The 12,434-nt window shown below is 63.6% G+C and carries 14 protein-coding genes; 9 read left to right on the top strand and 5 right to left on the bottom strand.

Features of this window, described 5'->3' with window-relative positions; all coding sequences use genetic code 11:
- The first annotated feature begins 29 nt into the window (after positions 1-29).
- On the top strand, positions 30-536 hold the full coding sequence (locus AC1ZV1_RS13250) for a phage baseplate assembly protein V (protein ID WP_484297131.1): 507 nt from the start codon (positions 30-32) through the stop codon (positions 534-536).
- Here the strand turns inward: AC1ZV1_RS13250 and AC1ZV1_RS13245 are convergent.
- Complete coding sequence (locus tag AC1ZV1_RS13245) at positions 533-1,210, bottom strand: DUF4145 domain-containing protein (protein ID WP_484297130.1); 678 nt, start codon at positions 1,208-1,210, stop codon at positions 533-535. The genes AC1ZV1_RS13250 and AC1ZV1_RS13245 overlap by 4 nt on opposite strands.
- Before the next feature lie 98 nt (positions 1,211-1,308).
- On the opposite strand from AC1ZV1_RS13245, the gene AC1ZV1_RS13240 reads away from it, so the two are divergent.
- From AC1ZV1_RS13240 to AC1ZV1_RS13215, 6 genes are read left to right on the top strand one after another with little or no spacing between them, the layout of a single operon-like run.
- Positions 1,309-1,692: a GPW/gp25 family protein gene (locus AC1ZV1_RS13240; protein ID WP_484297129.1), complete on the top strand. Its 384-nt coding sequence runs from the start codon at positions 1,309-1,311 to the stop codon at positions 1,690-1,692.
- Positions 1,670-2,791: a baseplate assembly protein gene (locus tag AC1ZV1_RS13235; protein WP_484297128.1), complete on the top strand. Its 1,122-nt coding sequence runs from the start codon at positions 1,670-1,672 to the stop codon at positions 2,789-2,791. The genes AC1ZV1_RS13240 and AC1ZV1_RS13235 overlap by 23 nt, the downstream gene beginning before the upstream one ends.
- A complete protein-coding gene (locus AC1ZV1_RS13230; protein WP_484297127.1) occupies positions 2,784-3,365 on the top strand; it encodes a phage tail protein in 582 nt (193 codons plus the stop codon). The genes AC1ZV1_RS13235 and AC1ZV1_RS13230 overlap by 8 nt, the downstream gene beginning before the upstream one ends.
- A complete protein-coding gene (locus AC1ZV1_RS13225) occupies positions 3,365-4,807 on the top strand; it encodes a gp53-like domain-containing protein (RefSeq protein ID WP_484297126.1) in 1,443 nt (480 codons plus the stop codon). The genes AC1ZV1_RS13230 and AC1ZV1_RS13225 overlap by 1 nt, the downstream gene beginning before the upstream one ends.
- 9 nt (positions 4,808-4,816) lie before the next feature.
- Positions 4,817-5,320: a DUF4376 domain-containing protein gene (locus AC1ZV1_RS13220; protein WP_484297125.1), complete on the top strand. Its 504-nt coding sequence runs from the start codon at positions 4,817-4,819 to the stop codon at positions 5,318-5,320.
- Positions 5,317-5,676 (top strand): DUF1353 domain-containing protein, encoded by a 360-nt coding sequence (locus AC1ZV1_RS13215; protein ID WP_484297124.1) that lies wholly within the window; start codon positions 5,317-5,319, stop codon positions 5,674-5,676. Before AC1ZV1_RS13220 ends, AC1ZV1_RS13215 begins: the two co-directional genes overlap by 4 nt.
- A 170-nt stretch (positions 5,677-5,846) precedes the next feature.
- Here AC1ZV1_RS13215 and AC1ZV1_RS13210 read toward each other — a convergent pair whose 3' ends face one another.
- Entirely contained in the window at positions 5,847-6,182 is a 336-nt protein-coding gene (locus AC1ZV1_RS13210) for a ribonuclease E inhibitor RraB (protein ID WP_024762270.1), read from the bottom strand.
- 207 nt (positions 6,183-6,389) lie between these two features.
- Between AC1ZV1_RS13210 and ptrC the strand changes: the two genes are divergently transcribed.
- A complete protein-coding gene (ptrC, locus tag AC1ZV1_RS13205; RefSeq protein ID WP_484297123.1) occupies positions 6,390-6,596 on the top strand; it encodes a type III secretion system co-regulatory protein PtrC in 207 nt (68 codons plus the stop codon).
- A gap of 55 nt (positions 6,597-6,651) precedes the next feature.
- Here the strand turns inward: ptrC and AC1ZV1_RS13200 are convergent, their stop codons facing one another.
- From AC1ZV1_RS13200 to AC1ZV1_RS13190, 3 genes are all read right to left on the bottom strand, one after another.
- A complete protein-coding gene (locus AC1ZV1_RS13200) occupies positions 6,652-8,895 on the bottom strand; it encodes a xanthine dehydrogenase family protein molybdopterin-binding subunit (protein WP_484297122.1) in 2,244 nt (747 codons plus the stop codon).
- Between the two features lie 11 nt (positions 8,896-8,906).
- Complete coding sequence (locus tag AC1ZV1_RS13195) at positions 8,907-9,365, bottom strand: (2Fe-2S)-binding protein (RefSeq protein ID WP_253453838.1); 459 nt, start codon at positions 9,363-9,365, stop codon at positions 8,907-8,909.
- Between the two features lie 438 nt (positions 9,366-9,803).
- The gene (locus AC1ZV1_RS13190) at positions 9,804-10,823 is read right to left on the bottom strand and encodes a zinc-dependent alcohol dehydrogenase family protein (protein WP_081516799.1); all 1,020 of its coding nucleotides are present in this window, start codon (positions 10,821-10,823) and stop codon (positions 9,804-9,806) included.
- 313 nt (positions 10,824-11,136) lie between these two features.
- Here AC1ZV1_RS13190 and AC1ZV1_RS13185 point away from each other — a divergent pair, with 313 nt between their 5' ends.
- Positions 11,137-12,051, top strand: coding sequence for a LysR family transcriptional regulator (locus AC1ZV1_RS13185; RefSeq protein WP_233298698.1), 915 nt, complete (start codon positions 11,137-11,139; stop codon positions 12,049-12,051).
- Positions 12,052-12,434 lie beyond the last annotated feature (383 nt).

The following is a 12,434-nucleotide window of genomic DNA, read 5'->3' as shown; positions in this document are numbered from 1 at the left end:
CTGGTCGTACGTCTGGGAGTGGCATGGCCATGGCCGAGCTTGAATTCGGAATCGTCACGGCCTTGGACTATCAAACCTGCCGGCTTCGGGTGCGTCTGGATTCACGGGATGGGGTGGAGAGCTACTGGCTGCATGTTCCACAGCGGAACACCCAGGGCACTCAGCGCCGACCGCTGATGCCCGAGCTGAATGAGCAAGGGGCCGTGCTCCTCGATGACAACGGCGTGGACGGCGTGTGGTTGGGAGGCGTGTATTCCAGCGCCGAACCTCCGCCGGCGGTCGATGCGGACACGGACCTGGTGCGCTTCAGTGACGGCACTCAGGTTGCCTATGATCGCGCGGCGAGCAAGCTCCAGGTGCTGTTTGTCGGCGCGGTCGATATAGAAGCGGCAGCAGCCGTGACATTAAAGGCACCTGCCGTCGCCCTGGATACGCCCCTGACGACCATCAAGGGCGACCTGCAGGTGGACGGCAACGTCAATGCAGCGGGTGCAGTGATGGATGTTGGTGGTAACTCTAACCACCATACGCACTAGGTCTTGGGCGTATCCCGTTTCTCGATAGCGGCTTTGATGCCATCTGGTAGCCCTTGGAACAGATTGTTGACTGTCGCATGCATCGTTATTTGGTTCTCAACGATGAAGTTCACAATGCCAAACAGGGGAGCAACCAATTCTGGGCGGTCTTCGACGTTCATAACGCCCGGATGGACCGCGTTATTACCGGTGACTCGAATGGTATCCAGAGCTTGTTGAACTCGCAGGGGAAGTCCGTTTCGCACGAGCTCAGCGATTTGTTGGTTGATGTCCCCTGGCTTGCCCAGCAGGTGCTCACAGAGCTTCTGCACGCAAAGTCGCAGTAAAGCTGCAGCTGCCCTCGGCGAGCTGGCGAACACTTTACGCGCTTCCTCAAAGTCGGCCGCAATAGCCCCCGGCATGTCGTGGCTCGCGGCAGGCACCATACAGACAGGAGGGTAAATCATCGACCCTTCAGTGTGCGTGTTAAGGAGAATGGCCTGTGCGGTTGGCGCAGCAGAGATCTCCCCCTTCCAGATACAGGTGCCTCCACATGAGGTGCAAATAGCCTCATAGAAGTCGGTATAGCCTTCCTGCCCACCGAGCCGCCCCCAGTTGACATGAGCGAACGCCAAGCAATGGGGGCAGTTGAATCGAGACAGCATGAACTTCGGGGCGGTGAAAGGGGCAGACATTCCTGTCTCCTTGGAATCGCGTGGATTGACGGAAGAATTAGAGCTGTCTTTAAACCCGATTAAAAGGCTGCTCCGCTAGTTTTCCTCACCATGGGCTCATGACCACGCCCATCACCTACACAAACATCACTTCCGCCCACTGGCAGCCGGCCCTCGGTACGCCTGGCGATGTCGTCACCGGCCTGCGCGACATCGACCAGGCCATCCGGATCATCCTGACTACCCCGCTGGGAGCCGACCCGCATCGGCCGGAGTTCGGCAGCCGCCTTTTCGACTATCTGGACTGGCCGGTGAACCGCGTCACCCCGCACCTGGTGCGCGAGTCCGTGGAAGCTATCCGTCGCTGGGAAGCCCGGGTAACGACTGAGCAGGTGCTTGTCGGCATCGAGGCTGAACACATCACTGTGCGGGTGAGATGGCGTGTAGCGGATGGGGTTCCCCAGCTGACGGAGGTGACCTATGGCCGCTCTACCGCCGCCTGAGTTCGTCCATATCGACCCTGCGGCCATTGAGGCTGACCTGGTCAGGCGCTATGAAGAGAAGTCTGGCAAAACACTGTACCCGGCGCAGGTGGAGCGCCTGTTCATTGACCAGGTCGCCTATGCCAAAACGCTAATCCTCACGGCCATCCAGCACGCTGGCGAGCAGCTCCTGGTGCGCTACAGCAACGGGCCTATCCTCGACTACCTGGGCGACCTGGTCAGCACACCACGCCTGCTCGCAGGCGCGGCCAACACGATCTTGCGCTTCACTGCGCCGGTGGCCACCGGCACTCGCATCATTCCCGCTGGCACTCGTGCCACCACCTCCGATGGCAAGGTGGCTTTTGCTACGGACCAGGACGTATCAATTCCGGCAGGCTCGACGCAGGTCAGCGCCTCGGCGACCTGTGACACCGTTGGTGTTGCAGGGAATGGATGGGCTGTCGGCCAGCTGAACACCTTGCCGACGGCCCCGCTGAGTGGGTTGACCGTTACGAACATCACAGAGAGCACTGATGGTGCGGATGAAGAAGGCGATGAACGCTACCGGGAGCGCATCATCCTGGCACCTGAGGCCTACACAACCGCTGGCAGCCGTGGGGCCTACCGGTATCACGCCTTGGCTGCACATCAGTCGATCCTGGATGTCACGGTGCTTGGCCCAGACGACCCCAGCGGCCCAACTGATGGCAACGTTGACGTCTATGTGCTGCTGGCGGATGGTCTCCCTGGCGCCAGTATGCTGGACACCGTCAAGTCAAAGCTCTCTGCGGAGAAGGTTCGTCCGCTCTGTGACACTGTGAATGCCCTCGCTGCCGTTGAGGTGACCTGGTCAATCAAGGCGCACCTGACCTTCTTCGCATCAGCCGAGCGCAGTACCAGCTTGGCAGCTGCCCAGCTCGCCGCTGAAGGATATGCCGCAAATCGGCGAGCAGGTCTCGGGCGGGATGTTGTCCCGGAGCAGCTGATCGCTGCACTGCAGGTGAACGGTGTCTACCGGGCGGCGCTGGAGCTGCCCGCGCTGGCTACCGTCCACGCACACGAATGGGCGAACTGCGTCGGCATCGAGTTGATCGATGCGGGTGTCGCTGATGGCTGACTTGCAGCTACCGCCTGCGCTAGCCAGCGACGAGCGCTTCTCGCAGCTATGTGAGCTGCTGCAGGAATGCTTCGCCGAGATCGATCTCAGCGTAATGCTCGTCTACCTGGTCGACCAGGTGAAGGCATCGCTACTCCCCGTCCTGGCGGATCAGTTCTCGCTCCTCGATGAGACGGCTTGGCGCCTCGCCGAGTCGGAGGATGCTCGGCGCGAACTGGTGAAAGGCTCCATCGCGCTCCACCGCTACAAGGGCACACCTTGGGCGGTACGTGAGGTTGTTCGGCGCCTTGGCTTCGGCGAAATCACCCTGATCGAAGGGCTGAGCGGCCGCCCCCGTGACGGCAGCATCCGACACAACGGCGTTTATCTCCATGGCGAGCGCACCGCATGGTCGCAATACCGCGTGTTCCTGGAGCAACCCATCACCAACGACCAAGCAACCATGCTGCGGCGCGCACTAATTGATCAGGCGCCAACGCGTTGCCACCTAATCAGTCTGGATTTCCAGGCAGCTGCAAACCGCCACAACGGCAAGATCTACCGAGACGGCCAATACAATAGAGGGAGTGCCTGATGGCCACTTTGAGTGAGTCCGCTACCTGGGTAGCGGGTATTTACCAGTTGGAAACCACAGACCCCGTCCTGGGCGGCCCGGATGGCATCGACAACCTGCAGGCCAAGCAGCTCGCAAACCGGACACTCTGGCTGAAGGGCCAGGTGGAAAGCCTGGGAAGTGGCAAGCAGCCGCTAGATGACACATTGACGGCGCTCGCTGGGGTCACAGTGGTGGCGGACCGGCTGATCTTTGCTAATGGGGTCGACAGCTTTGCCGTGACTCCGCTGACAGCTTTTATCCGAACGCTGCTCGATGATGTGGATGCGGCCACTGCACGTACGACACTTGGTGCCGCACCGGTAGCCAGCCCCACCTTCAGCGGCACCCCAACGGCGCCCACGGCAACAGCCGACACGAAGACCACTCAGATCGCTACCACAGCATTCGTCCGAACTCTCATTGAGTCGTTTGGCCTCGGCGCTCCGGCGTACCAGCCTATCTGGCCAAACACCTCGTTGAATGATTGCTCCAACATTGTTGCCGGTGATTACCGCACCATCGCAACAACCACGGATATGCCGCCTGGGTTCGGCACCAATAACACCGTCGGCTACCGCCTGCGCAATGGTGTCGATGGCACCTTCCAGGTTGTGCAGGTCGTAAGGTCGACGCAGAGCAATCAGATGGCGCAGCGCGTCTCTTCAGGAGGTACCAGCGCCACGCCGACCTGGTCTGACTGGACGGTATTCGCGGCCACCGCCAGCCCGGTATTCACGGGGAACCCGCAAGCACCGACTGCGCCGCAGTTCGACAACGACACCAGCCTCGCCACGACTGAGTTCGTAAAGCGGGCACTGGGTAACTTCGCCACTCAGGCCACCGTCACCTCGACCAGGGCGCTGACGCTGGACCTCGCAGGGCAGCTCATCAACTGCGCTGGCAACATCACCGTGACCTTGCCGTCTGGCACAGCCGAGGCGGTGGGCGCGAGGTTCCAGATAAACAACACCGGTAACGGTACTGTCACTGTGCAGGCCCCTGCAGGGCAAAGCCTGTACGGCGTCGGCAACAGCACAGCGCGCACCTTCACCCTGGGCGCAGGCGATACGGTGACAATCGCTTACGTCGGCGGGAACTCCTGGTATGGCTGGGGAGGTATCCAGCTCGGGGCGTCTGCGGGCTTCGCGTTTTCTACCGCCGCTAACGGGTATCAGAAGCTGCCAAGCGGGCTGATTCTCCAGTGGGGGGTCATTCCCGGCGTCACCACCACGCCGACCGAACAGGCCTACCCCCTGGCCTTCCCCAACGCCGTACTTGTGTATTCGGTACAGGTCAGCATCTCGTCTGGTTCGGTCGTTGCCTTTGCCAACACCGTGACTTCCCCCACCCCGAAAACCACCATCCGCGCCCAGGTCAACACCGGCAACGTGCCGGTCGGCTACATCGTCATCGGATATTGAGGACTCAGCATGTTCTATTCCGCTACCACGCATGGCTTCTACCGCCCGGATATCCACGGCGCAGACATTCCCGACGATGCGGTCGAGCTGACCCAGGAACAATACGAGGCGCTTCTCAAAGGACAGAGCCAGGGAAAGCAGATTGTGGCCGACGCTCACGGCTCGCCAACGCTTGTTGAGCGACCTTTGAACCACGCGGCGATCATCGCCGACCGCCGCTACCAGGCCGAGACAGCTGGAATCACCGTTAACGGCATGCACCTGCCAACTGACCGCGATAGCCAAGCTCTGGTGACCGGCGCGGCGCTGGCCGCCGTGATCGACTCGAACTACCACTGCCAGTGGAAGACCGGCGAGGGCTTCATCGACTTGGACGCGCAACAGATCATCAGTATTGCCAGCACCATACGCGCCCACGTGCAGGTCTGTTTCGACCGTGAGGCGGAGCTGCTCTCCATGCTGAAGGCGGGCACCTATACCGATGTTCTGCTCGACCAGGGCTGGCCAGCATGAGCCGCTTTGTGACAGCTCTGCAGGTCGAACTGCAGGGCGACCGCAAGACCTGGAAGCTACTGAGCGAGTTCGTCTATGAGGACGCCGAGCACGGGCGCATTGCCGTCGCCCGCGCCTTCGAAACGGACTTCGCCAGCGTGCCGCGAGTCCCGGTCGTGTTCGACCTGGTCGGCGCCTATGGTCACGCCGCCGCCACGCTGCACGACTGGCTGTACTCCAGCGGCCTGGTGCCGCGTAAGAGCGCAGACAGGATATTTCGCGAGGCATTGCGCGCGACCGGCATTGCTCGATGGAGGGCCTGGTTAATGTGGGTGGGTGTGCGAATTGGTGGAGCCTCGCGTTACATGCAGAGCTGATTGCCAGGGCTGCGATTAGATTGCAGAGTATTCAAAGGCTCGCTCTGTGGTTTATTGCATCATGATCACGAAGTTTTTCGCGCGCCGCGCCAGCGCGGACTTTCAGCCGTAGGGCGCATAACAAAGAAAAACGGCGCCCGAAGGCGCCGTTTCCATGCAGCATCAGCCGATCAGAGCGCCGACCAGCCGTCCATCTGACCGCCCAGGTCAGCGGAGTGCTCGGACAGCAGCGCCGCGTAGCCGCTGATGTGCTCGTGGCTGAGCTCCATCACCGGGTAGGCCAGGACCTGCCAGGGCAGCTTGTCGTTGCCGTCGTACTCGGAGTACGCCACCTTCTGCCCGTTCTGCAGCAGCATGATGGCGAAGTCCAGGGCGGACTGCTCGTCCGGGAAGATCACCGCGAACTCCACCTCATGCTCGAGGGAGAGGTCTTCGCCGTCTTCCTGCAGGGCCCACAGGGCATCGCCGATTTCGTCTTCCGGGAAAAGCTGCTTGTCGCGGCTCATGTCACTGCTCCAATTCGATTTACAAAGTGCCCGGTGTGGGCACGCCCGCGCAGGATACCCGTCCTGCATGACAACTGCCGGAAAATCTCGCCGACACCATCGCCTTTCGTGATGTTCACCATCACGGCGTTTCACTTCCGAGCTTGCCCGCCTGGCGCGAGGATGAAGTCATCGGGCCTGCGCCCTCCCCTCATCGAGCCTGCGACCATGTCCTTGCCCATGCACAGCCCTGACGCGGCCTACCGCATCACCTACATCACCCTGGATGAGGTGCAATTGCACTTCGAGACCGAAATCGCCGTCCCCGATGAAGACGGCGGCCTCGCCCTGCTCAGCGCCGCCACACCGCCGGCCGAACGCAGGGCGCTGCGCGAGCTGATCTGCGAGCAGGACCAGGCGGTTCTTTCAGCGTAGACCCTGCAACGCAATAGCCCCGCATTCGCGGGGCTATTGCTTCAGGCCGCGAGCCTCACGCCTGCAGCTGGTTGCCGATCGGCAAGGTTCGAATGCGCTTGCCGGTCGCCGCGAACAGCGCATTGGCCAGTGCCGGCGCCAGGGGCGGCACGCCCGGCTCGCCGACACCGGTCGGCGGCTCGGCCGACGGCACGATGTGCACCTCCACCACCGGCATCTCGTTGATCCGCAGCACCTGGAAGTCGTGGAAGTTGGACTGGTCGACCTTGCCGTCGGTCAGCGTGATGGCGCTGTGCAGCGCCGCCGACAGGGCAAAACCGATACCGCCTTCCATCTGCGCCTTGATCACGTCCGGGTTGATCGCCAGGCCGCAATCCACCGCACAGACCACGCGGTCCACCTTGAAGCTCTTGTCGGCCTTGCAGGTCACTTCCACTACCTGCGCGACGAAGCTGCCGAACGACTCGTGCACGGCGATACCGCGGCCGCGCTGCTCACCGTCCTTGCCCTTCTCCAGCGGCGCCAGCCAGTTCGCCCGCTGCGCTGCCAGTTCCAGCGCACCGCGATGGCGCGGGTGCTTCTCCAGCAGCTTGCGGCGAAACTCGTACGGGTCCTGCTTGGCGGCGATGGCGGCTTCGTCCACCAGCGTCTCGGTGGAGAACGCCGTGTGGGTGTGGCCCACCGAACGCCACCACTGGGTCGGCACCGTGACGTTTTCCGCCAGCGCCTGCTCCACGCGCAGGTTGGGCACGGCGTACGGCAGGTCGGCGGCGCCCTCGACGGCGATCTTGTCGACACCGTCCTTGACCATGAACGTCTCGAACGGCGTGCCGATGATGAAGGACTGCCCCACCAGCCGCTGTTCCCAGCCCACCAGATTGCCCTGGGCGTCCACCGCCAGCCGTGCGCGGTGCAGGAAGGCCGGGCGGTAATAGCCCGCGCGGGTGTCGTCCTCGCGGGTCCAGACCATCTTGATCGGCACCTTCACGCCCTGCTCGCGGGCTGCCTTGGCGATCGCGACCGCTTCCAGCACGTAGTCCGAATGCGGATTGGCGCGGCGGCCGAAGCTGCCGCCGGCGTACAGCTGAGTGATGCTCACCTGCTCGGGCGGCATCCCCAGCAACTGCGCCACCGACATCTGGTCGCCGGTCTGCCACTGCTCGCCGTTCCAGATCTGGCAACCGTCCTCCTTGAGGAACACCACGCAGTTCAGCGGCTCCATGGCGGCATGGGCGAGATAGGGAAACTGGTACTCGGCCTCGATCAGGTGCGCCGGCTTCTCCAGCGCCTTGGCAACGTCGCCGTCGTTGCGCGCCACCAGGCCCGGCTTGCTGGCCAGATCGCGGTACTGGGCGAAGATTTCCTTGCTGCCCATCGTGAAGGCCTTGGTCTCATCCCACTCGACCTGCAATGCATCGCGACCCTGGCGCGCGGCCCAGGTGTTCTTCGCCAGCACCGCGACGCCGGCGAAGCGCCGCTCGCTGCCGGGGAACTGCACCACGTCGACCACGCCGGGCACGGCCTTGGCCTTGCTTGCATCGACCTTGGCCGGTATGCCGCCGAAGCGCGGCGGGTGCGCGACCACCGCCACCAGCATGTCGGGCAGGTGAACGTCCTGGGTGAACTGAGCAGTGCCGTCGGTTTTCGAGGGGCTGTCCTTGCGCGGCAGTTGTACCTGGCCAATCAGCTTGAAGTCTTTCGGTTCCTTCAGTTTCACGTCTGCCGGCACCGGTTGCTTCGCCGCCGCCTCGGCCAGCTCGCCGAAGCCGGCCTTGCGCCCGGAAGCCGGGTGAGTGACGACGCCGTCGTGCACCTGGATCTCGGCTGCAGGCACCTTCCACTGTTCCGCCGCTGCGCCCACCAGCATGGCGCGGGCACTGGCGCCGGCCTTGCGCATCTGCTCGAAGGAGTTGGCCATGGCGTTGCTGCCGCCGGTGCCCTGCAGGTTGCCGAAGGCCAGGTTGGCGTAGCGCTTGGCGTCGGCCGGCGCGCCTTCGACCTGCACGTGGCTCCAGTCGGCATCCAGTTCCTCGGCCACCAGGGTGGCGAGGCCGGTGTAGCTGCCCTGGCCCATTTCCACGTGCTTGGCGATCACGGTAACGGTGCCGTCCGGAGCAATGCGCACGAAGGCGTTGGCTTCGAAATCGCTGGCGGCCTGGGCATCACCCAGCTTGCCCAGCAGCGGCGCGAAATAGATGCCCAGGGCCAGGCCGCCGGCGCCACGCAGGAAGCTGCGGCGGCTGACGTTGAGGATGCTGCCGGCCTCGGCCGGCTGCTGGTCGATACGGGGTTCGAGCATGGTGTCGGTCCTCAGGCCAGGGTCTGGGCGGCGTCGTGGATGGCCGCGCGGATCCGCGCATAGGTGGCGCAGCGGCAGATGTTGCCGCTCATGGCCGCGTCGATGTCGGCGTCGCTGGGCTGCTTGTTCGAGGCCAGCAGCGCGGTGGCCGACATGATCTGCCCGGACTGGCAGTAGCCGCACTGCACCACGTCGAGCTTGCGCCAGGCCTCCTGCACCGCCTTGCCGGCGGCCTGCTCGGCCACCGCCTCGATGGTGGTGATCTTCTTGCCGGCCACCGCCGCCAGCGGAGTGACGCAGGAGCGCGTCGGCTGGCCATCGATGTGCACGGTGCAGGCGCCGCACAACGCCATGCCGCAGCCGTACTTGGTGCCGGTCAGGCCGGCGACGTCGCGTATGGCCCAGAGCAAGGGCATCTCGCCGGGAGCGTCGAGCTCATGGTCCTTGCCATTCAGGTTCACGGTAATCATCAGGAAATTCACCTCTTCATGCGGGTGATGGAATGGAGGCGAAGCGCTGCGGCTCCGACACGCAATGGATTCAGCCTAGGCGCAGAGGCCGGCCGCTGCCGCGACAATACGCGAGGAAAGCGCCGAGCGGTTTGCCTGCTTCTCCCGAAACTTGCCTGATACTGCGGCGGTTGCTGCGATGTATAGAAGGCTCTATTCCGATACTTTGCTGCCAACGAGCAGATATTCTGCCCAGTTCGAAGAGGTCGCTCGTGCTCGACGCAGCACGGCGTGGAGCGCAGCGGTACCCATCAATCCTGCGCGGCGACAGCATGGGTATCGCTTAGGCTCCATCCATCCAACGTTTCAGCAAGTCTTTACCCGTCGCAGAGGCGGCAAAAATGGGTGCCCATAAAAAAGCCACTCCGAAGAGTGGCTTTTTCACCTACCGACGGCGGATCACTCCGGCATCTTCATCACCACACGGCCGCCGCCCGGGCAGGTTTCCATGTAGTAGTTGGCGTCACGGTACTGGGCGAAGTCGAACACCCGGTCGATGCTCGGCTTGAGCAGCTGGTCGGCGGTCATCTGGTTGATCGCGGTCAGCGCCCGTTGCACGGCTTCGTCGTTGCGGGTCAGGCCGATCTCCGGTTGCCCGGTGAAGTCCAGCACGCAGTGACGGTAGAACTGCAGGTGCTTCTTGAACGCCGCGCAGGCCGGGAAGGCTGCGTCGTTGCCGCCATTGATGCCGTAGAGGATCAGCTTGCCGCGCGGCGCGGCGACGTCACCCAGCAGTTTCATCTGCGGGCCGGCGCACTGGTCGAGGACGATCTCCACGCCTTCACCCTTGGTGAAGCGCTCGACTTCCAATACCAGGTCCTGCTCCTCGGTGTAGATGATCTTGTCCGCACCCAGGCCTTTCAGAAACTCGCGGGTTTCCTCATGGCTGGTGGTGGCGATCACCTGGGCGCCGAGCGCCTTGGCCAACTGCACCGCCTGCGGGGCGAGGCAATGACCGGCCTCGGTGATCAGCACGCGCTGGCCGGGCTTGATCTGCGCCAACTCCACCAGGGCGAAGTAGGAATACAGCAGGCCGGTGTAGTGCACGGCGGCTTCGACCGGGGTCAGCACCTCGGGATAACGGGTCAGCGAGGTGCGCGGCACGATGACGTGGTCGCCCCAGGCTGGGTACAGGTTCGGCGAGTTCGCCGGGAAACTGGCCACCGCCACGCCGGGCTCGAGGTCTTCAACGCCCTCGCCCACGGCTTCGACGATGCCGGAGAGTTCATAGCCGATGCCCGCCGGCAACTTGGCCTGATCCGGGGCGAGGTTCTGCCGCCAGAGCACATCGCGCCAACTGACGCCCAGTGCCTGGGTACGGACCAGCACTTCACCCGGCCCCGGTTGCGGGGTCGGCATTTCCTCGATCTTCAGGACCGAGGCGTCACCGAACTGGTGGAAACGGATCATGCGGGACATCACATACCTCGCCTTAGTAGTGCTCATAGCCACGGACTCTATCCGGGCTTTAGGGGTGACGCCACCGTTCACCATTGATAGTTGACATAAATGGCGATGATTCGGCCCACCCTGCGAGCCTTGTCCGACGCGGCCGCGGGGCTCTGCGACGGGGCTGGGGGACGGACCGGGGCGGCTCTCTTCATACAGAGTCTGACCACACTGCCGGGGCGAGATTCTCATTAAAAAAGTAGAAATTGATCAAGGACTTATCTGACAGACTTGACTCAGGACACGCTCGGCCCCACTTTTCCCCCATCGCCAGGGAGTCCCTATGAACCGCAACGACCTACGCAAGGTTGATCTCAACCTGTTGATCGTTTTCGAGACGCTGATGCATGAACGCAGCGTGACCCGCGCCGCCGAGAAGCTGTTCCTCGGCCAGCCGGCGATCAGTGCGGCCCTGGCGCGCCTGCGCGGTCTGTTCGACGATCCGCTGTTCGTCCGCACCGGACGCAGCATGGAACCCACCGCGCGCGCGCAGGAAATCTTCGGCCACCTCTCGCCGGCACTGGACTCCATCTCCACCGCCCTGAGCCGCGCCGCCGACTTCGATCCGGCCACCAGCAAGGCGGTGTTTCGCATCGGCCTGTCCGATGACGTGGAGTTCGGCCTGCTGCCGCCGCTGTTGCGCCGACTGCGCTCCGAGGCTCCGGGCATCACCCTGGTGGTGCGCCGCGCCAACTACCTGCTGATGCCGCAGCTGCTGTCGTCCGGAGAAATTTCCGTGGGCGTCAGCTACACCGATGAGCTGCCGGCCAACGCCAAGCGCAAGACCCTGCGCCGCAGCACCTGGAAGATTCTGCGCGCCGATTCGATTCCCGGCGCGCTGACCCTCGATGACTACTGCGCGCGTCCGCACGCACTGGTGTCCTACGCCGGCGACCTGGACGGCTTCGTCGACCAGACCCTCGCCGAGATGGACCGCAAGCGCCAGGTCGTGCTGGCCGTGCCACAGTTCGTCGGCCTCGCCCAACTGCTGGCCGGCACCGACATCATCGCCACCGTGCCCGAGTACGTGGCCCTGGCATTGACCGCCGCCGGCGGCCTGCGCGCCGAGGACCCACCCTTCCCCACGCGCCTGGCCGAGCTCTCCATGGTCTGGCGCGGCGCCCAGGACCAGGACCCCGCCGAGCGCTGGCTGCGCTCGCGCATCACCATGTTCGTGGGTGATCCGGACAGTCTCTGACGCCTGACAACGGACTCGACCTGTACGTGCGCGCCTTGCGCGCGGTCGCGGGCATGGCCCGCACCTACAGGGGGGCGCGCCATGCAGTTCGCGAGCAAGCTCGCTCCTGCGAAGAGTATGAAACTCCAGCCAGGCTCCGGCTCCCAGGAGACTTCCAGAGGAACGCCCGCGCACGCCGAACGGCCCCGTTCAACGAGGGAATTTTTCGCCTAAGCGAAAAACCGGATGTCCGGGGCGAGACTTTTTGGTTCCTTTTGGGAGGGCGGCTATCCGACGTTTGCCAAAAGGGACTCGCCCGAAGGGGCGAAATACAAGCCTGGCGCGCACGCCGAAGCGACGCAGAAATACACGACCACCAGCAATATCATCGCGGAAAAATCCGC

The organism is Pseudomonas sp. BB438, assembly GCF_057180225.1.
This window is presented reverse-complemented; position numbering and strand designations above follow the sequence as displayed.